The sequence below is a fragment of the Pseudomonas sp. HP_01 genome (assembly GCF_055284355.1).
This window is the reverse complement of sequence record NZ_JBTOPV010000014.1, coordinates 63956-89640: the sequence shown is the minus strand read 5'-3', so window position 1 is coordinate 89640 and position 25685 is coordinate 63956. Positions and strand designations below refer to the sequence as shown.

Here is a 25685-nt window from a genome sequence, read left to right as displayed (position 1 = left end):
TTAATTCAACCAGGCTTAGTTCAACCAGCCCTTGACCCAGTCCATTACCGAATCGGCGGGCGCTGCTGCCCCGCCGCAGGTCGGGCCGGGTTGCGGCTCACTGCCGCGAATATACGGCATCTGTACGGCGTTCGGGCAGCTGGCGTCGGTGCCTTCGCCGGTACTGGCATTGACCCAGGCCTGCACGACGTTATCGGGCATCGCCATGTCCAGCGGCAGCGGATCGGCCTTCTTCATGAAACTGGTCCAGATCTGCAGTGCGCCAGTGGCCCCGGTAAACGGCGTCTTGCCGTTGTCGTCGCGGCCCATCCAGACGATCGCCAGCAAGTCCTGACTGAAGCCGGCAAACCAGCTGTCGCGCGAGTCGTTGGTGGTACCCGACTTGCCCGCCAGATTCAGCGTGCTCGGCAGCACGTTGTACACCGATTTACCGGTACCTTCGCGCATCACCCGCTGCATGGCGTTCTGCAGCAGATAGATCGATCCAGGGTCGAAACGTTGCTGAATCTGGAACGGGTAGCGCTTGAGCGGCTCCCCTTCAGCGGTGAGTACGCTGCGAATCCCGCGTAACGGTGTGTTGAATCCGCCGCTGGCGATGGTCTGGTACATCGTCGCCACTTCGATTGGCGTCAGCGCGCCCGCCCCGAGGAGCATCGACGGGAAAGCCGGCCACTCGCGGGTGACGCCCAGTTTGGTCAGGGTTTTGAAGACGTTCGGTATGCCCAAGTCCAGACCCAGCTTCGCGCTGGACAGGTTGTAGGAATGCGCCAGGCCCTGATACAGGAAAATGTTGCCGTGGGCTTTGTGATCGTAGTTCTGAGGTTTCCAGATCTGGCCGTCGGCGCCTTTCACCTGAAAAGGCTCGTCGGGAATCCAGCTGGTCAGCGAGTACTGCTGCGGACGCTCGAGAGCGGTCAGGTAGATGGCCGGCTTGACCAACGACCCGATCGGCCGAACGGCATCCAGCGCCCGGTTGAAACCCGCGAAGCCTGCCTGGCGGCTGCCGATCAGCGCCTGGACTTCGCCGGTCTCCGGATTGGTCACGACCATGGCCGTTTCCATCTCGTCCGCGCCTTTGCGGCCGGCTATCTTGGCGAAGCTTTCGCGTACGGCGGCTTCGGACTTCATCTGCAGAATCGGATCGAAGCTCGTGAATATCCGCAGGCCCTCTTCGGTCAAGTCTTCGTCGCGGTAGTCCTGACGGAGTTGGCGCTTGACCAGATCGAGGAAGTCCGGGAACGAGCTATCGGCCAGTGACCCGACTTTGCTCACGCCCAGCGGCATCTTCTTCGCCGCCGCGACCACTTCAGGCGTCGCGACACCCTGTTGCTCCAGCAGATCGAGGACCAGATTGCGCCTTTCCAGCGCACGCTCCGGGTTGCGGCGCGGGTTGTAATAGGAAGGCCCCTTGACCAGACCGACCAGCAAGGCGACCTGGTGCAGCTTCAGCTCCGACAACGGCTGGCTGAAGAAATACTGACTTGCCAGACCAAAACCGTGCACCGCACGCTGACCGTCCTGCCCCACGAACACTTCGTTGAGGTAGGCCTCAAGAATCTCCTGCTTGCTGTAATGAATCTCCAGCAGAACAGCCATCATCGCTTCTGTCAGCTTGCGGGTGATGCTGCGCTCATTGGTCAGGTAGAAGTTCTTGACCAGTTGCTGCGTCAGCGTCGATCCGCCCTGGCGCATCTGTCCAGCGGATGCGTTGATCCAGAAAGCTCGCAGGATCCCCTTTGGCGACACCCCAAAGTGATGATAGAAATCCCGATCTTCGACAGTCACCAGGGTGTCGAGCAAGTAAGGCGGCGCCTGATCGAGCTTGATCAGAATCCGGTCTTCCAGATTCTTCGGGTACAAGCCGCCGATCATCAGAGGCTCAAGCCGCGCGACAGCAAGCTTGGCGCCATTGGCGGCGGTCAGTTCCGCGACGTAATCGCCGGAAAAGCGCACATGGATCTGCTGCGCCGGGTCAGCACCTTCATAGAACTGAAAGCCGCGGGTGTTGAGATCGACATTGTTGCCGTTGACTGCCGCAGCGCCCGGGCCGTTGGCCACGCCTTCGCGGCGATAGCCCAGCGCATCGAGTTCCAGCAGGAAGTCGTCGCGTGAAAGCTTCTGGCCGACGAACAGCTCCAGTGGCCGTGCATAGACCTTGGCCGGAATGGTCCAGCGCTTGCCGGAGAATTTTTCCTGGACGATGGAATCCAGGTAAACGGCAAAGCAGCCGAGGATCACCAGCCCGACAAGACTGAGTTTCAGGGCCCAGCCCAACAGGCTGCGCAGGCGGCTGTTGGTGGGTTTGGGGGATTTTTTCGAGGTGCGGGATCGGGTCATGGCGGCGGATTATACGCACTTTCAAAGCCCCCGACAGACCACCCTTTAAGCGGTTTGCAGCAATGCCTTGAGCGGCCATAATGGCCGTCTTTCGCTTCTTCTCTATCGACTTATCACCTTTCAAGGATCGTCCGTGAGCCAGACACTGATAGCCGCGCTGCAAAACCCCTCCCTGTTTCCTCACCCGGTCGAACAGTTTCAGGTCATCGAGACGCATATTTCCTGGGTGCTGCTCACCGGCCCCTACGTCTACAAGATGAAGAAGCCGGTCAATTTCGGTTTTCTGGACTTCACCAGCCTGCCGGCGCGTCAGCATTTCTGCGAGCAGGAGCTGATGCTGAACCAGCGCCTGACGGACGATCTGTACCTTGAAGTGCTGCCCATCACCGGCAGCATTGAGGCCCCGCAGCTGAATGGCGAAGGCGAAGCGATCGAGTACGTGCTGAAAATGCGCCAGTTCCCGCAGGAAGGATTGCTCAGCACCTTGCAAGCCAAAGGCGAACTGACCACTGCGCACATCGACGACATGGCGCGGCAGATCGCCGAGTTTCATCTCAAGTCGCCTAAAGTCCCGATGGAAAATCCTCTCGGCAGCGCCGACAGCGTAATGGCGCCGGTCACACAGAATTTTGAGCAGATTCTGCCCTTCCTCAGCGAAAAATCTGACCTCATCCAGCTGGAAGCGCTGGAGGCGTGGGCCAACACCAGTTTCGAGCGTCTCAGGCCGCTGATGAACCAGCGCAAGCTCGACGGTTTTGTTCGCGAATGCCATGGCGACATTCACTTGGGCAACGCAACGCTGATCGATGGCAAGGTCGTGATTTTCGACTGCATCGAATTCAACGAGCCCTTCCGCATGACAGACGTCTATGCGGACATCGGCTTCCTGGCCATGGACCTTGAGGATCGCGGCCTGAAAAGCCTTTCCCGTCGGTTCGTCAGTCAGTACCTGGAGCTGACAGGCGACTACGCAGGCCTGCAACTGCTCAATTTCTACAAAGCCTACCGCGCACTGGTCCGTGCCAAAGTGGCTCTGTTCAGCCTGAATGCCGACGCCGACCAGGTGCAGCGCGCCGCGACACTGCGCCAGTATCGCAACTACGCCAATCTGGCCGAAAGTTACAGCGCGATTCCTTCCAACTTTCTGGCCATCACCCATGGTGTTTCCGCGGTCGGCAAAAGTCAGGTTGCAATGCGCCTGGTCGAAGCGCTGGGTGCCATCCGTCTGCGTTCAGACGTCGAGCGCAAACGAGTGTTCGCCGACCATGAAGATCTGTATTCCGCCGACGTGAGCGCTGCGACTTATGGGCGCCTGAATGAGTTGGCAGGTGTCGTGCTCCGCGCAGGCTTGCCGGTGGTCATCGATGCAACCTATTTGAAGCACGCACAGCGTCAGGCGACTGCGCAGATTGCCGAGGCGATGGGCGTTCCTTTCCTGATCGTTGACTGCGCCGCGCCAAAGGCGGTTATCGAGGGTTGGTTGGCGCAACGTCGGGCACAGAATCAGGATCCTTCCGACGCCACCATGGAAGTCATAGAAGCGCAACTGGCTAGTCGCGAGGCGCTGACGGCGGATGAAATATTGCGCAGCCGCCACGTCGAGACCAATGTCAGCGGCGATCTGGACACCCTGGTGGCCGACATTCGTCAGCATCTGCCGGGGCTCTGATATCCCGTCTCCACCAGTGGTCGAGTCGTGAAGGATATCGCTTCACGGCCCAACCTTGGTGGCATTATAGTGGCGTCAGAATTCCAACAAGGAGACGTCAAATGAACCAGCCCAAACAGCTCGACTCGCCCCTGTTCGCACTGTTGCGAAAAGACGACGTGACCGCCTTCAATCTCGAACGGCCCAAGCAGGACCCGGTTGATCTGTCAGGGGGCGATTTTCGCGGCCTGGATCTTCGTGAGATTGACGCTGACCGGATCGACTTCACTGACGCTTACTTCAGGTCGGCCGACTTGCGCGGCGTTGACTTCAGGACGAGCCAGCTTGAAGGTGCGAGCATCGCCCACGCGCAGATATCCGGTGCGTACTTCCCGCCTGAGCTGAGTGCTGACGAGATCCTCATGTCGGTCAATTTCGGCACGCGCCTGCGTTATCGAACCCGCTAACGTCATACCCCGCCGCCAAGCTTCGCTCCGACTTCCCGCCCCGCATGCTCAGCCATGCCGGGCCTGTATTCGCCTCCCCCTTTTAATCTGATCCTACCGTTCGGCGGCGCGTGCTGCGTCCGAAGGCTGTCTCTCTGCAGGTTAATTCAACGTCGTCTACGCTAAAGGGCATGGCTCGCCTTTTCAGTTTGTGTCGAGCCTACGGAGAAGTTATTACACGGAATGACAGGATGGGTTTGCACGCATGGACGACGAATTGATGGGCATGAAGAATCTTGGAAGGACCTCGGTTCAATGGCTTCACGCTGCGGGGATTCACACGATCGCTGATCTGCGTCGCCTAGGCGCAATCCAGGCCTACCGGGCCGTTCAGATCAGGGGATTTCGAGCCTCCAAAGCGCTGCTGTATTCACTGGAAGGTGCGTTGGCAAATTGCCGCTGGAGCGAACTGCCACAAGAGAACAAAGATTCCCTGAACAACAGGTTGAAGAACGCCGGCCCCGAGCCAGTCGGAGAGCGTTGAGCACGGGAGCAAAATAATGCGCAGAACACTGTTGACATACAAATGAGAATCACTATTATTATCACATCCGGTCGCGAGACTGGTCGATAACCTGAAAGACTCCTTGGTTCGGATTTTCAGATTATCTCCTCATCAGGCTAATCACGGTTTTTGACCCGGTTCTTTGCCGGGTCTTTTTTTGCCTGCGATTCACGCGTCTACGCCCAAGCGCCCCAAAAGATCATCCAGCAGGCTGGTGGCCCCGAGCCTCAATCTCCCCTGCTCAAGCCAGCGTGGGCCGAATCGTGCCTTGACAAGATCCATGTGAACCCGCGCTTCCTCGAGCGTGCGCACATTTCCGGAAACGTTGATTCCCACATGCGCGCCTGACTCGGCGATGGCCGCAATCAGAATCCGGCTGGCCTGGGGCGTTGCGTTGAGGATATGTTTACCCGTGCTGGTTTTCAGAAAGTTGGCGCCCTCCTGAATCGCCACACAGCTTGCGCCGTGAATGACCTGCGGATCGCGCAGCACGCCGGTTTCAAGCGTGACGGTCAATGCTGCCCGACCGCACCTGGCTTTGCAGGCATTGATGATGTCCGCGCCAATCTGCCTGTCCCCGCCAAGCAAAGCATGGAAGGGATAGACCAGATCGATTTCGTCGGCACCCGCGAGGATTGCCGCCTGGGTTTCCGACTCAGCGGAGCTGACAGAAGGGGAACCGCTCGGAAAGTTAACCGCGGCCACGACCTTGATCTCCCGCGCGTGAAGGCTGTCGAGCGTGCGCCGCGCCAGTCCCGCGAATCTGGGCGCTACACAGACGGCGGCAACGTACCCCACAGGAGTCAGGGCTCGATGACACAACGCAATAATCTTTTCCGCCGTGTCGTCGGCATTCAACGAAGCCAGCTCCATCAGGCCAATCGCCAGTTGCGCCATTGCCGCATCGACCTCAGTCACGTCAATCGCTTCGTTTACATCGTTCATTACACACCCCCAATGCCTTTGCTTGAGGCGACGATAATCTAGAACGGCTGTGGCTGAACCGTCACAAAGACGCAAAAGAGCAGGCCTACGTGATTACAAGAATTGTCCGAAGGACATTGCCCGCACAGGCAACGAAAATGGGGCTGCTAGATCGATCAAATCAGCGGATGCGGGTCGAGACGAGCCCCCTTCAGCGAGCGATCACCAGCGGATGCCCACGCTCGGGATGGGCCTGAACCAGAACATCCAGACCGAACACCGACTTCAGCCCCTCAGGCGTCAGCACTTGCTCTGGTGTTCCGGATAAATGCGCGCGACCTTGATCCAGCAACAACAAGTGATCGCAATAACGGGCGGCCAGGTTCAAGTCATGCAGGATGACCATCACCGCGCCACCACGTGCGGCGAACGCGCGAACGGCCAAGAGCGTGGTGTGCTGATGCAGCGGGTCGAGCGCCGACGTGGGTTCGTCCAGCAATAGAATCTGGCCCTCCTCGCCCGGCCACACCTGAGCCAGCACCCGCGCCAGATGAACCCGCTGACGCTCGCCGCCCGACAGCGTCAGATAGCTGCGACCCAGCAGGTGAAGGCCATCGGCCGCCACAAGGGCGTGCTGGATGATCTCTCCGTCACATTGCTGACCGCTGCCATGGGGCAAGCGCCCCATCGCAACCACTTCCTCGACCTTGAACGCGAAACCCAATGTCGAACTCTGCGGCAGTACAGCCAGCCGGCGCGCCCGCTCGGGGCCGCGCCATTGATTCAGGGGAATGTCGTCCAGCAACACCTGGCCGCGGGTCGGGGCAAGCTCGCCGCACAGGGCAGCCATCAGCGTACTTTTGCCAGCACCGTTGGGGCCCAGCACGCCGAGCATCTGACCGGGCGTCAATGCCACGTCGATGTTGGCGACCACCTGCTTGCCACCACGCATGATGCAGAGGTCATTGGCGATCAACATCAGATACGCCCTCGAACCAACAGGAAAAGAAAAAACGGCGCGCCAATGAACACGGTGACAATTCCGATCGGCAGCTCCGCCGGCGCCATCACCAGTCGGGCGAAGATGTCTGCGAAAAGCAGCAGTGTTGCGCCTGCCAGCGCTGAGGCCGGAAGCACGACGCGGTGGTCTGGCCCGGTCAGCAGTCGCACCAGGTGCGGCACGATCAGGCCGATAAAACCGATCAGCCCCGCCGCTGCAACAGCGGCCCCCACACCGAGGGCGATGCACAGAATCAGCTCACGCTTGAGGCGTTGGACGTCGATGCCCAGGTGGTGCGCTTCCGATTCCCCAAGCAGCAGCGCGTTGAGTGCCTTGGCTCGGCGCGGCAGCCAGAGGATCACCGCCACGCAAACCAGCAAAAGAGGCCAGAGACGGTCGTAGCTGGCACCGTTGAGTGTGCCCAGATTCCAGAACGTCAGCGTCCTCAGGCTGGCGTCATCGGCCAGATATGTGAACAGCCCTATGACCGAGCCGGCCAGCGCGGTCATCGCCACACCCGCCAGCAGCATGGTGCTGACGCTGGTTCTGCCATCGCGGCGTCCCAGCCGATACACGATCGCGGTCACCCCAAGCCCACCGGCAAACGCACAGATTGACAGCAGATACGGCTGGAACGGCTCCGGCAAACCGGCGAAGGATGCTCCGGCGACGATGGCCACCGCCGCGCCCAATGCCGCGCCACTGGAAACCCCGACCAGGCCGGGATCGGCAAGGGGGTTGCGAAACAAACCCTGCATCGCCACGCCGGACAAGGCCAGCACTGCGCCCACCGCCAGCCCGAGCAACGTACGGGGCAGGCGAATCTGGCCCACGATCAGTTCCGCCTGCTGCAAGTTGTCCTCCGCCACGGGCACGCCCACCAGATGGAGCACCGCGCGCAAGGTGTCCATCATCGGCAGGCTGACAGGCCCGAGGGCGAGGGACAGCCATATCGCCAGCAAACAGGCCAGGCCCAGCGCGATCAGTTGAGAGGTGAAGCGCATAAAAGGGTGCGTCTCCTATAAAGGAAGGCCCAGTCGATCACCTCAGGGCGCGACTGGCTGGATTTCGTTCATCGACTGGCGGGTTTGACTGCTGGCAGAATGCGCAGCCTGCCTCGCTCAGGAATTCGATAATTATTTGCAATTTGAGCGTCAAACGCCAAGGAGACCATGCTGAAATACCTGTGCGACAGCGCTGCGCTGATGGAAGGCAAAAGCCTTGGCTTCGAGGTTGATGAAATCAGGATTCTGGCCGTCCGGCGAGCGGGTCAGGTGTATGTGTACGCCAATCGGTGCCCCCATCGAGGCGTGGCGCTGGAATGGCAGGCCGATGAGTTTCTCGATGCCAGCGCCAGTCTGATCCAGTGTGCCACTCACGGTGCTCTGTTCCTCATCGAGAGCGGCGACTGCGTGGCGGGCCCCTGCGAGGGCAAGTCCCTGCGGGCTATCGACTGCGGCGAGGACGCTCAGGGCATCTGGATCAACCCGGTTGCACCGGACTGAGCGGGCGCGTTTCCGTGAGGTGAATTTCAAGACGCCGATCAATGCGCACTTCGTCAGGGGTGAGCTGCACCCCATACGCGAGCACTTCAACCCCTGCCGCAGCCGCCTCTAGCAGGGCAGCGGCATACGCCGCGTCGATTTCGGCGGCGGGCCGCACGGCATCGATGCCTGTGAGGTTCACGCAATACAGCAACACCGCGCGCACGCCTTCCCGGGCCAGGGCAGCCAGTTCGCGCAGGTGCTTGGCGCCGCGCTGAGTGACCGCATCGGGAAACGCAGCGACCCGGCTGTCATCAAAGCCCAGGGTCACGCTTTTGACTTCCAGATACAGCGACCCATCGGGGTAATCCAGCCGGAAGTCGACGCGGCTGTTTTCCTGACCGTAGGCGACTTCGCGCTTGAGCGCCGTAAACCCTGTCAATTCCGTGATCACGCCAGCCAGAAGCGCCTCTTCCACCAGCCTGTTGGCGCGCGCAGTGTTGACGCAGGCGAGCCGGCCTTGTGGTGTTTCAGTGATTTCCCAAGTGCCCGGCAGCTTGCGCTTGGGGTCATTGGATCTGCTGAACCAGACGCGGCCTCCCGGCATCATGCAATTGAACATGGAGCCTGTGTTGGGGCAGTGAATCGTCAATAGCTCGCCGCTGGCGGTCTCGATGTCAGCGAGGAAGCGCTTGTAGCGCTGAATCAGCCGGCCTTGTTCAAGGGGAGGAGAGAAACGCATCAGCCTTGCCAGCTCCGCAGACCACGGCCTATTCGCTCGACCGCCTCCTGAAGCCGAGGCAGGCTCTGGGTGTAGGCAAAGCGCACATGATGGCCGGCGCGGTAACGACCGAAATCCAGCCCGGGTGTGAACGCGACATGCTCGGTTTCCAGGAAGTGATGGCAGAACGCGAACGCGTCGCCGCCGAACGCGCTGATGTCTGCGTATAGATAGAAGGCGCCCTCTGGCTCGACGGCGATGTTGAAACCCAGTTCGCGCAGCGCCGGAAGCAGGAAGTCGCGACGGCGTGCAAACTCGGCACGACGTTGTTCGAGGATCTCCAGGGTCTGCGGCTCGAAACAGGCAAGTGCCGCGCTTTGCGCCATGCTCGGCGCGCTGATGTAGAGATTCTGCGCCAGCTTTTCCAGATCACCGATCGCCGCCTCAGGGGCAACCAGCCAACCGAGTCGCCAACCGGTCATGCCGAAATACTTGGAAAAACTATTCAGCACGAACGCGTCGTTATCGACTTCCAGCACGCTGCTCGCGTCAACGCCATAGGTCAGACCGTGATAGATCTCGTCAACCACGAGGTGGCCATCCCGGGCCTTCAAGGACGCCGAAAGCGCGGCCAGCTCATCGCGGTGCAGCAAGGTCCCGGTGGGATTGGCCGGAGAAGCCACCAGCGCACCGACGCTGTCCTCGTTCCAGTATTGGGCGACCAGATCGGCCGTCAGCTGATAACGCACGTCCGGCCCCACGGGCACCAACTGCGCGGCGCCCTCCACCAGACGCAGAAAATGCCGGTTGCACGGGTATCCCGGATCGGCCAGCAGCCAGTGTTTGCCGGGGTCGACCAGCAGACTCGCCGCCAGCAGCAACGCACCCGAACCGCCCGGCGTGATCAGAATTCTGCCCGGATCGACGTTCACGCCGTAACGCTGAGCGTAAAAGCCCGAGATCGCCTCGCGCAGTTCCGGCAGACCACGGGCCGCCGTGTAACGAGTCTTGCCAGCGGCCAGCGCCGCCTGACCGGCCTTGATGATCGGCTCGGCCGTGGTGAAATCCGGCTCGCCGATTTCCAAGTGGATGACGTCATGCCCCGCCGCCTGCAGTTCATTCGCCCGCGCCAGCAGCGCCATGACATGAAAGGGTTCTATGGCGCGGCTGCGCGCACTGTAGGGCTGGGGCATGGGCCTTCCTTTGGTGAGGGGTGGCGAGACAAGTCGCCGATTCTACTCATCCACCCGGGCGGTCTACAGCGTTTATCGGCATGGGCTGCAGTGACTTGCAGCCGACAGTCCGGAAAACCGGGGGCTTGCGCCGCAGGCGCTAAACTCGGCGCACCGCAAAATAGATAAAACCGGGCGCTCAGGCTGTGGTCATAGTCCACGTGCGTGCTGCGGGCCATCCTCGACAACCGGGAGTAGCGCGCTCCGATTCGATCTGGTAAGTTCGCCCGCTTGCAGCCGCAGGGCCGGCAGGTGTCGGCGATGGATCTTAACCTGTGTAATGGCTTAGAAGAGTGAGAGGCGGTCCGTTCATGCCCACCGAAGAAAAGCAAAAGAGCACCCCGGCAATCAGTGGTTTCGAACCCTACGTCGCGACGAAGGGCGAGGAATACATGGGCGACCCCATGCGCAAGCACTTCACCAAGATCCTGTCCAAGTGGAAACAGGAACTGATGGTAGAAGTTGACCGCACGGTTGTTCACATGAAGGACGAGGCGGCTAACTTCCCTGACCCTGCCGACCGTGCAAGCCAGGAAGAGGAATTCGCGCTGGAACTGCGCGCCCGTGATCGTGAGCGCAAGTTGATCAAGAAGATCGACAAGACGCTGCAGCTGATTCAGGACAAGGAATACGGCTGGTGCGAATCGTGCGGCGTCGAGATCGGTATCAAACGCCTTGAGGCCCGCCCAACGGCCGACATGTGCGTTGACTGCAAAAGTCTCGCTGAAATCAAGGAAAAACAGGTCGGTAAGTGATCCTGTTGATCCAGTAAAAAGGACGCCTCGGCGTCCTTTTTTGTTTCTTGCCGAGATCGACTGAACACGCGCTGGCGTGGGCCGGAAAGTCACCTACCGGTGCGTTGCGCTTTCCCACACGGGACGACGCGTCGTCCGGTATTTCGTACGTTTTATTTCCAGTACCATCAGCGCCCATGAAAAACCCTTCTTATATAGGGCGCTTTGCGCCAACCCCCAGCGGTTATCTGCACTTCGGCTCTCTGGTCGCAGCTCTGGCTTCGTACCTCGACGCGCGCTCGGTCGGCGGAAAATGGTTGATGCGCATGGAGGATCTCGACCCTCCCCGGGAGGTTCCGGGTGCCCAGGCGGGAATACTCCAGACGCTGGAAGCCTACGGATTCGAGTGGGACGGCGAACTGGTGAGGCAAAGCGACCGGCATGAGGCTTACCAGGCGATCATCCATCGGTGGTTCAGCCACGGGCTCGCTTACGCGTGCACCTGTTCGCGCAAGCAGCTGGAAGGCTACAACGGCATTTACCCGGGTTTTTGCCGGAATGCGGGGCACTCACCCGAGGACGCGGCTATCCGGATTCGGGTACCTGAGCTGGAATACCGCTTCGAAGACCGCGTGCAGGGCGAGTTTCGTCAACACCTGGGGCGCGACGCGGGCGATTTCATCATTCGTCGGCGGGACGGCTTTTACGCCTACCAACTGGCGGTTGTCCTCGACGACGGCTGGCAAGGCGTGACTGACATCGTCCGCGGAGCTGATCTGCTCGACTCCACGCCGCGACAGCTGTACCTGCAAGAACTGCTGGGTCTGCCGCAACCGCGCTACCTTCATGTGCCGCTGATCACCCAACCCGACGGCCATAAACTGGGTAAATCCTACCGCTCGCCGCCACTGCCGCCCGATCAGGCCACGCCGTTGCTGCTCCGGGGTTTGCGTGCCCTGGGGCAAACGACGCCGGGTGAACTGGACGACGCTACGCCCCGGGAGGTGCTGGACTGGGCCATTGCGCACTGGGATGCCGATTCGATACCCCGCCTGGCCGCTATCGAGGAAGCTCGAATAGACTGAGCCGGCGCGGCCGATTCATAGGGAGGCAGGACAAAGCTGGCGCAAACGTCGCTTGCAGCCCCATCGCCATCCGTTACCATGCCGCTCCGCCATCTTCTGATCAGTCAACTGGGAGGCCAAATGTACATTTATCGATTGGTCCTGCTGCTGGTGGTGGGCATCTATCTGTTTTCCCCGGCCATCATGGACTGGTGGATAGACGCCACGGGTGCCTGGTACAGGCCGTACATGCTGTGGCTGATCCTGATCGTCGTGACCTTCATTCTGCAGAGCCAACGAGATGCCGATGAGCTTTAGCCTGACCCAGATGATTCTGGTCAGCGCCGCCTACCTGACGGTGCTGTTCGGCGTTGCCTGGATCAGCGAACGTGGCCTGATCCCGCGCTGGATCATCCGTCACCCCCTGACCTACACGCTGTCACTTGGCGTCTACGCCAGTGCGTGGGCGTTTTACGGCACGGTGGGGCTGGCTTACGAATACGGCTACGGTTTTCTGTCGAGTTATCTGGGGGTGTCCGGCGCTTTTCTGCTCGCCCCCGTCCTGCTCTACCCCATTCTCAAGATCACCCGTACCTACCAGCTGTCGTCACTGGCCGACCTGTTTGCGTTCCGCTTTCGCAGCACCTGGGCGGGCGCACTGACCACCATCTTCATGCTGATTGGCGTGTTGCCGTTGCTGGCACTGCAGATCCAGGCCGTGGCCGACTCCATCGGCATCCTCACCCGCGAACCCGTGCGCAACTACGTGGCCTTTGCGTTCTGCGCACTGATCACGCTGTTCACCATTTTCTTCGGCTCGCGCCACATCGCCACACGGGAGAAGCACGAAGGTCTGGTATTCGCCATCGCCTTCGAGTCGGTCATCAAGCTGGTCGCCATCGGCGGCATCGGTCTCTACGCGCTGTACGGCGTGTTCGATGGGCCGCAGAGCCTTGAGCAGTGGCTGCTGCAAAACCAGAGCGCACTGGCGGCGTTGCATACGCCATTGCAGGAAGGCCCTTGGCGCACGCTGCTGCTGGTGTTCTTCGCCTCGGCGATCGTGATGCCGCACATGTATCACATGACCTTCACCGAAAACCTCAATCCGCGCTCGCTGGTCAGCGCCAGTTGGGGTCTGCCACTGTTTCTGCTGCTGATGAGTCTGGCGGTCCCACTGGTGCTGTGGGCCGGTTTGAAACTCGGCGCCACTACCAGCCCTGAATATTTCACCCTGGGCATCGGCATCGCTGCCCACAGCAAGACCCTGGCGTTGCTCGGCTACATCGGCGGGCTTTCCGCTGCGAGCGGGCTGATCATTGTCACCACGCTGGCGCTGTCCGGCATGGCGCTGAACCACCTGGTGCTGCCGCTTTACCAGCCGCCTGCCGAAGGCAATATCTATCGCTGGCTGAAGTGGACCCGGCGCGGCCTGATTGTCGCAATCATCATGGCCGGCTTTGGCTTTTATCTATTGCTCGGCGCCAAGCAGAACCTGGCGAATCTGGGCATCGTCGCGTTCGTTGCGACATTGCAGTTCCTGCCAGGTGTGCTGTCGGTGCTGTACTGGCCGGCCGCCAACCGCCGCGGTTTCATGGCCGGGCTGATTGCGGGCATCGCAGTCTGGACCATCAGCATGTTGCTGCCGCTGATCGGCGACTTCCAGGGGTTCTACATCCCGCTGCTGAACATGATTTACGTGCTGGATGACACCAGCTGGCACATGGCGGCGATCGCTTCCTTGGCGGCCAACGTGCTGGTGTTCACCCTGATTTCACTGTTCAGCAATCCCAGCCCCGAAGAGGCAAGTGCGGCCGAGGCCTGCGCGGTGGACAACGTTCGCCGTCCACAGCGTCGCGAACTGCACGCAGCCTCCCCCCAGGAGTTTGCCACCCAACTGGCCAAACCACTGGGCGCGAAAGCTGCGCAGAAGGAAGTCGAACAGGCGTTGCGGGATCTTTATCTGCCGTTCGACGAGCGTCGCCCTTATGCGCTGCGGCGTTTGCGCGACCGCATCGAAGCCAACCTTTCCGGGCTGATGGGGCCAAGCGTAGCGCAGGACATGGTCGAAACTTTCCTGCCGTACAAGTCCGGCAGCGAGAACTACGTCACCGAAGACATCCACTTCATCGAAAGCCGCCTCGAGGATTACCACTCCCGCCTTACCGGCCTGGCTGCCGAACTCGACGCCCTGCGCCGTTATCACCGCCAGACCCTGCAAGAACTGCCGATGGGGGTGTGCTCCCTGGCCAAGGATCAGGAGATCCTGATGTGGAACAAGGCCATGGAAGAGCTGACCGGCATCGGCGCTCAGCGCGTCGTCGGGTCACGGCTCGAGACCATCGTCGATCCCTGGAAGCAGCTCCTGCTGGGTTTCATCAATGTCCCTGACGAGCACTTGCACAAGCAGCGCCTGGGCCTGGACGGGCAGACTCGCTGGCTCAACCTGCACAAGGCCGCCATCGATGAGCCGCTCGCGCCGGGCAACAGCGGGCTGGTGATTCTGGTTGAAGACCTGACCGACACCCAGATGCTCGAAGACAAACTGGTGCACTCCGAACGACTTGCGAGCATTGGCCGACTGGCGGCCGGTGTTGCCCACGAAATCGGCAACCCGATCACCGGCATTGCCTGCCTGGCGCAGAACCTGCGCGAAGAGCGCGAAGAAGACAGCGAGCTGACGGAAATCAGCAGCCAGATCATCGAGCAGACCAAGCGCGTTTCCCGCATCGTGCAGTCACTGATGAGCTTCGCTCACGCCGGCGGGCATCAACATGCCGACGAACCCGTGTGCCTGGCAGAGGTGGCGCAGGACGCCATTGGTCTGCTGGCGCTGAACCGGCGCAATTTCGAAGTGCAGTTCTATAACCTGTGCAACCCTAACCACTGGGTGGACGGCGATCCACAGCGGCTCGCACAGGTGTTGATCAATCTGCTGTCAAACGCCCGGGACGCATCGCCCGCGGGCAGTGCGGTGCGCGTGAAAAGCGAGGCCTCCGAACACACGGTCGATCTGATCGTCGAAGACGAAGGCAGCGGTATTCCGAAAGCCATCATGGACCGCTTGTTCGAACCTTTCTTCACCACCAAGGATCCGGGCGAAGGAACAGGACTGGGGCTCGCGCTGGTCTATTCCATCGTTGAAGAGCATTATGGACAAATCACCATCGACAGCCCGGCTGACCCCGAGCACCAACGCGGAACCCGTATTCGGGTGACCTTACCGCGACATGTCGAAGCGACGTCCGCCGTGAACTGAGACCGTCGAGAGAACCGAATCAATGCCTCACATTTTGATCGTGGAAGACGAAACCATCATCCGCTCCGCCCTGCGTCGACTGTTGGAACGTAATCAGTACCAGGTCAGCGAAGCCGGATCCGTGCAGGAAGCTCAGGAACGTTTCAGCATCCCGTCGTTTGACCTGATCGTCAGCGATTTGCGTCTGCCCGGCGCGCCCGGCACAGAGCTGATCAAGCTCGGCCAGGGCAAGCCCGTGCTGATCATGACCAGTTACGCCAGCCTGCGCTCGGCCGTGGACTCGATGAAAATGGGCGCGGTGGATTACATCGCCAAACCCTTCGACCACGACGAGATGCTTCAGGCCGTCTCGCGCATCCTGCGTGATCGCCAGACACTGCAAAGCATGCAGGCCGAACGCGCCGCCACCAGCAAGACTTCGACCGGTGACAAAGCCGGTCCGGACAACAGCAACGGCGAGATCGGCATTATCGGCTCGTGCCCGCCGATGCAGGACATGTACAACAAGATTCGCAAAGTCGCGCCGACTGACTCCAACGTGCTGATTCAAGGCGAGTCCGGTACGGGTAAGGAACTGGTTGCCCGCGCGCTGCACAACCTGTCGCGTCGCGCCAAGGCCCCGATGATTTCGGTCAACTGCGCAGCGATTCCGGAATCGCTCATAGAATCCGAGCTGTTCGGTCACGAAAAAGGCGCGTTCACCGGCGCCAGCGCCGGGCGTGCCGGTCTGGTCGAAGCGGCGGATGGCGGTACCCTCTTCCTCGACGAGATCGGCGAGCTACCGTTGGAAGCTCAGGCGAGACTTCTGCGCGTCTTGCAGGAAGGCGAAATTCGCCGCGTCGGCTCGGTGCAGTCGCAGAAAGTCGACGTGCGTTTGATTGCTGCGACTCACCGCGACCTCAAGAGCCTGGCCAAAGTCGGCCAGTTCCGCGAAGACTTGTACTACCGCCTCCATGTGATCGCGCTGAAACTGCCCGCATTGCGTGAGCGCGGCGCGGACGTCAATGAAATCGCCAATGCGTTCCTGGCGCGGCAAAGCCTCAAGGCCGGTCGTAATGACCTGCGTTTTGCACCGGATGCCGAGCAAGCGATTCGGCACTATTCGTGGCCGGGTAATGTGCGGGAACTGGAGAATGCGGTCGAGCGCGCGGTGATCCTGTGCGAGAGCCCGGACATTTCTGCAGAGCTGCTGGGCATTGATATCGAACTCAGCGATCTCGACGTCAACGAATTCATCGGCCTTGCGCCCCAGGCGTCAGGCTCGTCGAGCTCCACAGCTGGAGAGCCTACCGAGGACTTGTCGCTGGAGGACTATTTCCAGCACTTCGTCCTGGAGCATCAGGACCACATGACTGAAACCGAGCTGGCTCGCAAGCTGGGGGTCAGCCGCAAGTGCCTGTGGGAGCGTCGCCAACGCCTGGGCATTCCGCGACGCAAGACCGGAGTGGCCAGCGAAACGTAAGCGCTTCCCTGCGCAGGCTCTGGCACGCGGGTTACGGGGAATGTGAAAAAACTGTTACCTCATAAAAGCTGACGTAACAAAACCGGGGCGTACGGTAACGAACCCCCGGTTTTTTTTCGCCCGCGCAAAATAGCGTCAATTTGCCACACCCTTGAATTCAGAGGCGTGTAGCGCGTTTTTCGAAAGTTGGCACAGGTACTGCTATATGTATCCGTACAAGAACAACAAAAATCAGTCACCCGCAAAACCAACATAATAAAAACAAGACGAAACGACTCACGCATAACAAGAACAACACGGCGGAGGCGCAGCTAACTGATTCTTTTGGAGAGGCGTTGCATTTGGGACTTGTCCCGCAACCAGGCCGAGAACAACAAAAACTACCCTTAGGTAGAGCCTGAACTGGTTGGATCGATAGATCACTGCCGCACAGCGACCAAAGCAATCCGTTTGCTCTTGACTCCCGATTGGGAGGTTTCACAGGCGAAAGCCGTGAATTGGGCGGTCAACAACAATAAAAAGCCCATCAGACAATAAAAATAAGAGCACGCACTTTGGGGGAGCTTCGGCTCCCCCAGTAGCATCTGCAGTAAACCCCTTCCCCGCTCGATACTCCGCACCCGCTGTGCAGCCAGCCCCGCACGCACCTATCGCGCTGCCTCCTACACCATCCCTCGACTAAATGCTAGAATCCCCGCCCATCGTGCGGTCACTCTTCGAAATTGGCCGAATATTCCTTCAAACAGTGCCTCCCATGCTGAAGAAGCTGTTCCAGTCATTCCGTTCCCCACTGCGCAAGCCGCAGCAACATGTGCGCACAACGCCTGAAGTGCTCAGCAGCAGCCAGCACTCGTTGCAACGCAATCAATTCAGCCGCTACGCGGTGAACATCGTCGAGCGCCTGCAGACCGCCGGCTACCAGGCCTATCTGGTTGGCGGCTGTGTCCGCGACATGATGCTCGGCATCACGCCCAAGGATTTCGACGTCGCCACCAGTGCCACGCCCGAGCAGATCCGCGCCGAGTTTCGCAACGCCCGTATCATCGGCCGCCGCTTCAAGCTGGTTCACATCCATTTCGGCCGTGAAATCATCGAAGTCGCGACCTTCCGCGCCAATCACCCGATCGACGACGAAGATGAAGACAGCAACCAGTCTTCGCGCAACGAGAGCGGGCGCATTCTGCGTGACAACGTCTACGGCACCCTCGAAGACGACGCCCAGCGTCGGGACTTCACGATCAACGCCCTTTATTACGACCCGGTCACCGAACGCGTCCTCGATTACGCCAATGGCGTGCACGACATCCGCAATCGCCTGATTCGTCTGATCGGTGATCCGCAGCAGCGTTACAAGGAAGACCCGGTGCGCATGCTGCGGGCCGTGCGTTTCGCCGCCAAGCTGGATTTCGGCATCGAGAAGCACAGCGCCACGCCGATTCGCCCGCTGGCGCCCATGCTGCGCGACATCCCTTCGGCGCGTCTGTTTGAAGAAGTGCTGAAGCTGTTCCTCTCGGGCTACGCCGAGGCGACGTTCGAGATGCTCGTCGATCTCGAACTGTTCGAGCCACTGTTCCCGGCCAGCTCCAAAGCGCTGGAACACAACCCGACTTACACCCACACCCTGATCAGCGACGCGCTGGCCAACACCGATCTGCGCATCAAGCAGAACAAACCGGTGACGCCGGCATTCCTGTTTGCAGCGCTGCTGTGGCCTGCCCTGCCCGCCCGCGTGCTGCGTCTGCAAGAGCGCGGCATGCCGCCGATACCGGCCATGCAGGAAGCGGCTCACGAGCTGATCACCGAACAGTGCCAGCGGATCGCGATTCCGAAACGTTTCACCATGCCGATCCGCGAGATCTGGGACATGCAGGAACGTCTGCCACGCCGCTCGGGCAAACGCGCCGACCTCCTGCTGGAAAACCCGCGCTTCCGTGCCGGCTACGACTTCCTGTTGCTGCGTGAGTCGGCTGGCGAAGAAACCGACGGCCTGGGTGAATGGTGGACGGACTACCAGGACGCCAATGATTCCGGACGCCGCGACATGATTCGTGACCTGGGCAGCAAGCCCGACGCGACCGGCCAGGGCCCGCGCAAACGTCGTCGAAGCAACAGCGGCAAGCGCAAACGCGCCGGCGTCGACGGGGCGGAATAACACCCGATGATCGAGCGCGTTTACGTCGGCCTGGGTAGCAACTTGGCCGACCCCGCCGAACAGTTGCGCGAAGCGATCAAGGCCATGGGCCTGTTACCGCAAAGCAGCCTGTCCGGCGTTTCCTCTTTTTATGTCAGCGACTCGCTGTTGCCGGGTCAGCCGCGTTACACCAATGCGGTCGCGGCGATCGACACCTCACTCCCCCCGCTCGCGCTGCTCGACGCCTTGCAAGGCATCGAAAACGATCAGGGCCGCAAGCGCCTCGAACGCTGGGGACCGCGCACGCTGGACCTCGACATCTTGCTGTTCGGCGATCGCGTCATTGATGAGCCGCGACTGAAGGTGCCGCATTACCAGATGCAGGTGCGCGCGTTTGTGCTGTATCCACTGGCCGAACTGGCGCCGGGGCTCACCCTTGGTGATGGCCGCGAGCTGAATGATTTGCTTGCCCAGTGCCCGTTCGAAGGCCTGGAGCGATTGCCGAGCTGAGGCCGCTCTGCGGGCACGTTGAAACCTGCAACACCCGGAATTGACTTCCCGCCCCCTCCTCACGAAGATAAGCGTCCCAAAGCCGGACGACCGGCCGAAAGGCGCGGATCAGGCCGTTGCAAACATCGCGAAACGACGATGTGCCTGCCTCCCAAGATGAATCACGCGTTGCTCGCCGCAGTATTCACAGCGCCTGAATGAGGACTTTTCATGCCCGATATCACCGTTACGTCCCTGCTGGCTCTGAAGCAGAAAGGTGAAAAAATCACCATGCTGACCTGCTACGACGCGACTTTTGCCCACACCGCCAGCCAGGCCGGCGTGGAAGTGCTGCTGGTCGGCGACTCGCTGGGCATGGTCCTTCAGGGCCACGACAGCACGCTGCCCGTCACCACCGCTGAAATGGCGTACCACGTGGCCGGCGTCAAACGCGGCAACCAGGGCGCGCTGATTCTGGTAGATCTGCCGTTCATGTCCTACGCCACTCCCGAGCAGACCTTCGCCAACAGCGCCACGCTGATGCAAACGGGCGCACACATGGTCAAGATCGAGGGTGCGGCGTGGCTAGCCGACTCGATCCGGCTGCTGGCCGAGCGCGGCGTTCCGGTGTGCGCCCACATGGGCCTGACGCCCCAGGCGGTCAACGTGCTGGGCGGCTATAAAGTGCAGGGGCGTCAGGAGTCACAGGCGCGGCAGATGCGGGCCGACGCGATTACCCTGGAACAGGCCGGCGCTGCGATGATTCTGCTGGAATGCGTGCCGAGCGAGCTGGCCCAGGAAATCACCCATGCCGTAAAAATTCCGGTGATCGGAATCGGCGCCGGCAGCGCCACAGACGGTCAGGTGCTGGTGCTTCACGACATGCTCGGCCTGTCGATCACCGGACGTGTGCCCAAGTTCGTGAAGAATTTCATGGCCGGTCAGCCGGACATCCAGTCGGCGATCGCCGCTTATGTCAGCGCGGTCAAGGACGTCAGCTTCCCCGCCCCAGAACACGGATTCTCGGCATGAACACAGTCAAAACCGTTCGCGAGTTGCGCGCCGTCGTCGCCCGCGCACGCAGCGAAGGCAAACGCATCGCCCTGGTGCCCACCATGGGCAATCTGCACAGCGGCCATATCGCCCTGATCACCAAAGCCGTTCAACGCGCTGATTTCGTGATCGCCAGCATCTTCGTCAACCCGCTTCAGTTTGGCCCCAACGAAGACCTGGCATCGTACCCCCGCACACTCGCCGCCGATCAGGAGCAATTGCTTCAGGCCGGGTGCCACTTGTTGTTCACGCCAACGGTGGAGGAAATGTATCCCCATGGCATGGCCGATCAGACCATCGTGCGCGTGCCGGTGGTGTCTGAAGGTCTGTGTGGCGGCAGCCGTCCTGGTCACTTCGACGGCGTCTCGACGGTGGTCAGCAAGCTGTTCAACATGGTGCAGCCGGACATCGCGATTTTCGGTCAGAAGGATTTCCAGCAACTGGCCGTCGTCAACGCGCTGGTGCGTGACCTGAACATGCCCATTCAGATCATCGGCGAACCCACGGTGCGTGCCGCCGACGGCCTGGCGCTGTCGTCGCGCAATGGCTACCTGACTGACGAACAGCGCACTGCAGCGCCTGCGTTGTACCGCGTGATCAAACAGATCGGCACGGCCTTGCAGAATGGCCAGCAGGATCACCAGCAGTTGGTCAGCGATGGCGTCAAAGCCCTCGAAGCAGCGGGCTTTCGTCCTGATTACCTGGAGATTCGCAATGCAGTCAGCCTGCGCCCTGCGACCCCGGATGATCATGATCTGGTTGTGCTGGGCGCGGCGTTCATGGGCAAGACGCGCCTGATCGACAACCTGCATCTGGTCAAGGAATAACCAGTACACCCTGCTGAAGGATGCGCCCGGTCATGTGTAAAGCAAAAGTCACGTGATCGGATCACCATCTGCGCCTATGCTCACTGCGCAAAACCGGTGGTGCAGCGCAGGCCTGGCCTTCGCAGGGCGCTGGCGATGAACTTAGCCAGACCCGCAATGCCATACCCATACAGTTCGTGTCAGACCAGCAACTCTACTCTGTGAGAAAAAGTACCGAGCAAGGTTAAAGCAAGGCGCAGACATCGGCGTTGCCGGGGACTAGTCTCTGATGCACCCACGAATTCATGTCCCAATCCTGCTTTTCAGTGTCCAAAAGGCAGTTCAAGTACAAGGAAACCCGCAGCGATGGCGTACTACCGCACTCCTCATGACGTCACTACCCTGCCCGCCTGGCAGGCGCTCAAAGATCACCGCGAAGCGATGCAGGATTTCAGCATGCGCGACGCGTTCAACGCAGACCCGAAGCGTTTCGACGAATTCACGCTCAGCAGTGCCGGTCTGTTTCTCGACTATTCGAAGAACCTGATCACTGCCGAGACCCGCCAGTTGCTGGTCAATCTGGCCAATGAAGTCGGCCTGAAAGAAGCCATCAAGGCGCAGTACGACGGCGAACTGGTCAATGCTTCTGAAGGTCGCCCTGCGCTGCACACCGCGCTGCGTCGTCCGGTGGGCGACAAGCTGCTGGTCAACGGCGTCAACGTGATGCCGGAAGTGCACAAGGTGCTGAACCAGATCACTGATCTGGTCGGGCGCATCCACGACGGTCTGTGGCGTGGCTACACCGAAAAGCCGATCACTGACGTGGTCAATATCGGCATCGGCGGCTCGTTCCTGGGCCCGGAGCTGGTGTCCGAAGCGCTGTTGTCCTACGCACAGAAAGGCGTTCGCTGCCATTACCTGGCAAACATCGACGGCACCGAGCTGCACGAGCTGACTCAGAAGCTGCGCGCCGAGACCACGCTGTTCATCGTTTCGTCCAAGACCTTCACTACCCTGGAAACCCTGAAGAACGCCACCGCTGCCCGCGCCTGGTACCTCGCTCAGGGCGGGTCCGAAGCAGAGCTGTATCGCCACTTCATCGCGGTGTCGAGCAACAACGCCGCGGCGGTTGCGTTCGGCATTCGTGAAGAAAACATCTTCCCGATGTGGGACTGGGTCGGCGGCCGTTACTCGCTGTGGTCGGCCATCGGTCTGCCGATTGCGCTTGCCATTGGCATGTCCAACTTCAAGGAGCTGTTGTCCGGCGCCTACACCATGGACCAGCACTTCCAGAACGCCGAGTTCGAAGAGAACATGCCGGTGCTGCTGGGCTTGCTGGGTATCTGGTATGGCAATTTCTGGGACGCGCAAAGTCACGCGATCCTGCCGTACGACCATTACCTGCGCAACATCACCAAGCACCTGCAACAGCTGGACATGGAATCCAACGGCAAGAGCGTTCGCCAGGACGGCGTGCCGGTCAAAACCGACACGGGCCCGGTCATCTGGGGTGGCGTCGGCGCGAACGGTCAGCATGCTTACCACCAGCTGCTGCACCAGGGCACACAAATGATCCCGGCCGATTTCATCGTGCCGATCGTCAGCTTCAACCCGGTGTCCGACCATCACCAGTGGCTGTACGCCAACTGCCTGTCCCAGAGCCAGGCATTGATGCAGGGTAAAACCCGCCCCGAAGCCGAAGCCGAACTGCGCGCCAAGGGCGTACCGGAAGAAGAAGTGCAGCGTGTCGCGCCGCACAAGGTCATTCCGGGCAACCGTCCGAGCAACACCATTGTCGTCGAGCGCATCAGCCCTCGCCGCCTGGGCGCACTGGTCGCCATGTACGAGCACAAAGTGTTCGTGCAAAGCGTGGTCTGGGGCACTAACGCCTTCGACCAGTGGGGTGTTGAACTGGGCAAGGAGCTGGGCAAAGGCGTTTACGGCCGCCTTGTCGGCACCGACGAAACGGTCGCTGAAGACGCTTCGACCCAGGGCCTGATCAACTACTTCCGCGGTCGTCACCGCGGCTGATCTGCCGTCCTGTAACACCCTCGAAACCCGCTGTCTCGCGAGAGGCAGCGGGTTTCGTGCGTCTGGGTTCCTCAGTCTTCTATGTCGGGCAGCACCGTCGGGTCGAGTTGCACGGTGTGCTGCGCCGGATTGCGCACGCAGATGAACTTATCGTCACGCGGCCCTTCCGTGGGGCCGACGCGGCGAAGGTGCATCAAAGACCCGCACCATGGGCATTGCGCGGTGAGACGATTCACCCTCAGACGCCCTGCCTGGCTGATTTCAAGATAGTGCCGGGAGCCGAAGAAATGCTCGAATTTGCGTCGACGAAGCACGGCTGACATTACGACGGCCGTGACCGCGACGATGAATAAAAACATGAAGAACGTTGACCACGAGCTCTGCTCGCCAAAGGGCGGCCGGTACAGGGTGAAGTAGAGCCCGATCATGGTGCCCGCCCCGGTGATGTAACCGAAGACGGAAACGTTCTTGCTGTCGACGCTGAGCCCGCCTAACGCCGGATGGCGCTCAATGCGCAATTGCTCGGGTGTAAATGTCGGGCGCTCGTTGTGACTGATGTTCACGTTGGCGCCACGAAAGTCGCCGACGCCGACGTTCAGGCTGTTGTCGCCGCTTTGAGTGCCATGGTTATCGTTGGACAAAAGGGGGCTCCTGAAGCATCACCGCTGGAATGGCCGGCGATTGTCACTGCGTTCACAGGTGCCGGACATCAGCCCGGTCCGGAACCTGAGTGGGAATCAGAGACACTTTCTGTCATACATTTCCGAAGGAAAAAGCCCGGGCTCCATTTGAGCAGTCACCACATCACCAGGCGACAAAGGGCTTAAATTATCATCGTCATTCATGCAACCATGATCTCCCTTGATCCGGCTGCCCTTGCTGTTTTATTCACCTTTTCAAGCCCGGGCCGGCGCCGCGTCGCACACCACTGAGGATTCGCATCATGCAAGACGTCGTAATCGTTGCTGCTACCCGCACCGCGGTAGGCAGTTTCCAGGGTTCGCTGGCGAATATTCCTGCGGTGGATCTCGGCGCCGCCGTCATCCGCCAACTGCTGGCGCAGACCGGTCTGGACGGTGCGCAGGTGGATGAGGTGATCATGGGCCAGGTGTTGACGGCGGGTGCCGGGCAGAATCCTGCACGTCAGGCTGCGATCAAGGCGGGCTTGCCGTTCACAGTGCCGGCCATGACGCTGAACAAGGTGTGCGGCTCGGGCCTCAAGGCGCTGCATCTGGGGACGCAGGCAATTCGCTGTGGCGACGCGGAAGTGATCATCGCCGGCGGCCAGGAAAACATGAGCCTGTCCAACTATGTGATGCCGGGCGCGCGAACCGGTCTGCGCATGGGCCACGCGACGATGGTCGACACGATGATCAGCGACGGCCTCTGGGATGCGTTCAACGATTACCACATGGGCATCACGGCCGAGAACCTGGCCGATAAATACGACATCAGCCGTGAAGCGCAGGATGCGTTTGCCGCTTCGTCGCAACAGAAAGCCGCCGCTGCCATCGAGGCCGGGCGCTTCGTGGATGAAATTACCCCGATCCTGATTCCTCAGCGCAAAGGCGATCCGCTGTCCTTCGCCACCGACGAGCAGCCACGCGCGGGCACTACCGCTGAATCCCTGGGCAAGCTCAAGCCAGCCTTCAAAAAGGACGGCTCGGTCACGGCAGGCAATGCGTCGTCGCTGAACGACGGTGCGGCAGCGGTCATTCTGATGAGTGCCCGCAAAGCAGAAGAACTGGGCTTGCCGGTGCTGGCGCGGATTACCGCTTATGCGAATGCTGGCGTTGACCCGGCGATCATGGGTATCGGCCCGGTGAGCGCGACCCGTCGCTGCCTGGACAAGGCGGGTTGGTCGCTGGAGGCGCTGGATCTGATCGAAGCCAACGAAGCCTTCGCCGCGCAGTCATTGTCGGTTGGCAAAGAGTTGGGCTGGGACATGAACAAGGTCAACGTCAACGGCGGCGCTATCGCCATCGGCCACCCGATCGGCGCGTCGGGCTGCCGCGTGCTGGTGACCCTGCTGCACGAAATGATCAAGCGCGACGCGAAGAAAGGCCTGGCGACGCTGTGCATTGGTGGCGGACAAGGCGTGGCGCTGGCGTTGGCCCGCTAAAAGCAAAGGCTCTTGTAGGAGCGCGCTTGCCCGCGAAGAGGCCGGCGTGAACACCCTCAATTTCGAGGTGTTACGCCTGACGCCTTCCCGGCTAAAGCCGGTCCCACTAAAAGCACGCGGTCAGTCAGTGGGACCGGCTTCAGCCGGGAAGAGGTCGGTGCGAACACCCTGACTTTTGCG

Annotated in this window: 22 protein-coding genes; 15 read left to right on the top strand and 7 right to left on the bottom strand. The window is 60.7% G+C overall.

Going from position 1 to position 25685, the window contains the following annotated elements; all coding sequences use genetic code 11:
- Positions 1-15: 15 nt before the first annotated feature.
- On the bottom strand, positions 16-2337 hold the full coding sequence (mrcB, locus tag ACYAR8_RS10870; RefSeq protein ID WP_463579872.1) for a penicillin-binding protein 1B: 2322 nt from the start codon (positions 2335-2337) through the stop codon (positions 16-18).
- Between the two features lie 133 nt (positions 2338-2470).
- On the opposite strand from mrcB, the gene ACYAR8_RS10865 reads away from it, so the two are divergent.
- The 3 genes from ACYAR8_RS10865 (at position 2471) to ACYAR8_RS10855 (ending at position 4975) form a co-directional block, all read left to right on the top strand.
- The gene (locus ACYAR8_RS10865) at positions 2471-4006 is read left to right on the top strand and encodes a bifunctional aminoglycoside phosphotransferase/ATP-binding protein (RefSeq protein WP_463579871.1); all 1536 of its coding nucleotides are present in this window, start codon (positions 2471-2473) and stop codon (positions 4004-4006) included.
- 101 nt (positions 4007-4107) lie between these two features.
- Positions 4108-4452 (top strand): pentapeptide repeat-containing protein, encoded by a 345-nt coding sequence (locus ACYAR8_RS10860; protein WP_074892642.1) that lies wholly within the window; start codon positions 4108-4110, stop codon positions 4450-4452.
- 244 nt (positions 4453-4696) lie between these two features.
- On the top strand, positions 4697-4975 hold the full coding sequence (locus ACYAR8_RS10855) for a TfoX/Sxy family protein (RefSeq protein WP_074892641.1): 279 nt from the start codon (positions 4697-4699) through the stop codon (positions 4973-4975).
- Positions 4976-5164: 189 nt separating this feature from the next.
- Here the strand turns inward: ACYAR8_RS10855 and deoC are convergent, their stop codons facing one another.
- The 3 genes from deoC to ACYAR8_RS10840 all read right to left on the bottom strand — a co-directional run bounded on the left by deoC (position 5165) and on the right by ACYAR8_RS10840 (position 7882).
- Positions 5165-5941, bottom strand: a complete 777-nt coding sequence (gene deoC / locus ACYAR8_RS10850; protein ID WP_463579870.1) for a deoxyribose-phosphate aldolase — start codon at positions 5939-5941, stop codon at positions 5165-5167.
- Between the two features lie 190 nt (positions 5942-6131).
- The gene (locus ACYAR8_RS10845; RefSeq protein ID WP_074892639.1) at positions 6132-6899 is read right to left on the bottom strand and encodes a heme ABC transporter ATP-binding protein; all 768 of its coding nucleotides are present in this window, start codon (positions 6897-6899) and stop codon (positions 6132-6134) included.
- Positions 6899-7882 (bottom strand): FecCD family ABC transporter permease, encoded by a 984-nt coding sequence (locus tag ACYAR8_RS10840; protein WP_463579880.1) that lies wholly within the window; start codon positions 7880-7882, stop codon positions 6899-6901. The genes ACYAR8_RS10845 and ACYAR8_RS10840 overlap by 1 nt, the downstream gene beginning before the upstream one ends.
- A gap of 213 nt (positions 7883-8095) precedes the next feature.
- Between ACYAR8_RS10840 and ACYAR8_RS10835 the strand changes: the two genes are divergently transcribed.
- A complete protein-coding gene (locus tag ACYAR8_RS10835; protein ID WP_463579879.1) occupies positions 8096-8425 on the top strand; it encodes a Rieske (2Fe-2S) protein in 330 nt (109 codons plus the stop codon).
- Here ACYAR8_RS10835 and sfsA read toward each other — a convergent pair.
- Both sfsA and ACYAR8_RS10825 read right to left on the bottom strand, forming a co-directional pair.
- A complete protein-coding gene (gene sfsA, locus ACYAR8_RS10830) occupies positions 8403-9146 on the bottom strand; it encodes a DNA/RNA nuclease SfsA (protein WP_463579869.1) in 744 nt (247 codons plus the stop codon). The genes ACYAR8_RS10835 and sfsA overlap by 23 nt on opposite strands.
- Complete coding sequence (locus ACYAR8_RS10825) at positions 9146-10318, bottom strand: pyridoxal phosphate-dependent aminotransferase (protein WP_463579868.1); 1173 nt, start codon at positions 10316-10318, stop codon at positions 9146-9148. Before ACYAR8_RS10825 ends, sfsA begins: the two co-directional genes overlap by 1 nt.
- A 350-nt stretch (positions 10319-10668) precedes the next feature.
- On the opposite strand from ACYAR8_RS10825, the gene dksA reads away from it, so the two are divergent.
- From dksA to pgi, 10 genes are all read left to right on the top strand, one after another.
- Positions 10669-11112 carry an RNA polymerase-binding protein DksA gene (gene dksA / locus ACYAR8_RS10820; RefSeq protein WP_065988293.1) on the top strand — a complete coding sequence of 148 codons (444 nt, stop codon included), beginning with the start codon at positions 10669-10671 and terminating at the stop codon, positions 11110-11112.
- 176 nt (positions 11113-11288) lie between these two features.
- Entirely contained in the window at positions 11289-12176 is an 888-nt protein-coding gene (gluQRS, locus tag ACYAR8_RS10815) for a tRNA glutamyl-Q(34) synthetase GluQRS (RefSeq protein ID WP_463579867.1), read from the top strand.
- Between the two features lie 120 nt (positions 12177-12296).
- Complete coding sequence (locus tag ACYAR8_RS10810) at positions 12297-12473, top strand: hypothetical protein (protein ID WP_002552060.1); 177 nt, start codon at positions 12297-12299, stop codon at positions 12471-12473.
- A complete protein-coding gene (locus tag ACYAR8_RS10805) occupies positions 12457-15411 on the top strand; it encodes a sensor histidine kinase (protein ID WP_463579866.1) in 2955 nt (984 codons plus the stop codon). Before ACYAR8_RS10810 ends, ACYAR8_RS10805 begins: the two co-directional genes overlap by 17 nt.
- 22 nt (positions 15412-15433) lie before the next feature.
- Positions 15434-16873, top strand: coding sequence for a sigma-54-dependent transcriptional regulator (locus ACYAR8_RS10800; RefSeq protein WP_074892633.1), 1440 nt, complete (start codon positions 15434-15436; stop codon positions 16871-16873).
- 754 nt (positions 16874-17627) lie between these two features.
- Positions 17628-19025, top strand: a complete 1398-nt coding sequence (locus ACYAR8_RS10795; RefSeq protein WP_463579865.1) for a polynucleotide adenylyltransferase PcnB — start codon at positions 17628-17630, stop codon at positions 19023-19025.
- A 6-nt stretch (positions 19026-19031) separates the two neighbouring features.
- Positions 19032-19514, top strand: coding sequence for a 2-amino-4-hydroxy-6-hydroxymethyldihydropteridine diphosphokinase (gene folK / locus ACYAR8_RS10790; RefSeq protein ID WP_463579864.1), 483 nt, complete (start codon positions 19032-19034; stop codon positions 19512-19514).
- A 210-nt stretch (positions 19515-19724) separates the two neighbouring features.
- The gene (gene panB / locus ACYAR8_RS10785) at positions 19725-20525 is read left to right on the top strand and encodes a 3-methyl-2-oxobutanoate hydroxymethyltransferase (protein ID WP_463579863.1); all 801 of its coding nucleotides are present in this window, start codon (positions 19725-19727) and stop codon (positions 20523-20525) included.
- Positions 20522-21373 (top strand): pantoate--beta-alanine ligase, encoded by an 852-nt coding sequence (panC, locus tag ACYAR8_RS10780; protein WP_463579862.1) that lies wholly within the window; start codon positions 20522-20524, stop codon positions 21371-21373. Before panB ends, panC begins: the two co-directional genes overlap by 4 nt.
- Before the next feature lie 345 nt (positions 21374-21718).
- Positions 21719-23383: a glucose-6-phosphate isomerase gene (gene pgi / locus ACYAR8_RS10775; RefSeq protein ID WP_463579861.1), complete on the top strand. Its 1665-nt coding sequence runs from the start codon at positions 21719-21721 to the stop codon at positions 23381-23383.
- Between the two features lie 71 nt (positions 23384-23454).
- Here pgi and ACYAR8_RS10770 read toward each other — a convergent pair whose 3' ends face one another.
- Complete coding sequence (locus ACYAR8_RS10770; RefSeq protein WP_463579860.1) at positions 23455-24024, bottom strand: hypothetical protein; 570 nt, start codon at positions 24022-24024, stop codon at positions 23455-23457.
- A gap of 302 nt (positions 24025-24326) precedes the next feature.
- On the opposite strand from ACYAR8_RS10770, the gene ACYAR8_RS10765 reads away from it, so the two are divergent.
- Positions 24327-25505: an acetyl-CoA C-acetyltransferase gene (locus ACYAR8_RS10765; protein WP_463579859.1), complete on the top strand. Its 1179-nt coding sequence runs from the start codon at positions 24327-24329 to the stop codon at positions 25503-25505.
- Positions 25506-25685: the final 180 nt, after the last annotated feature.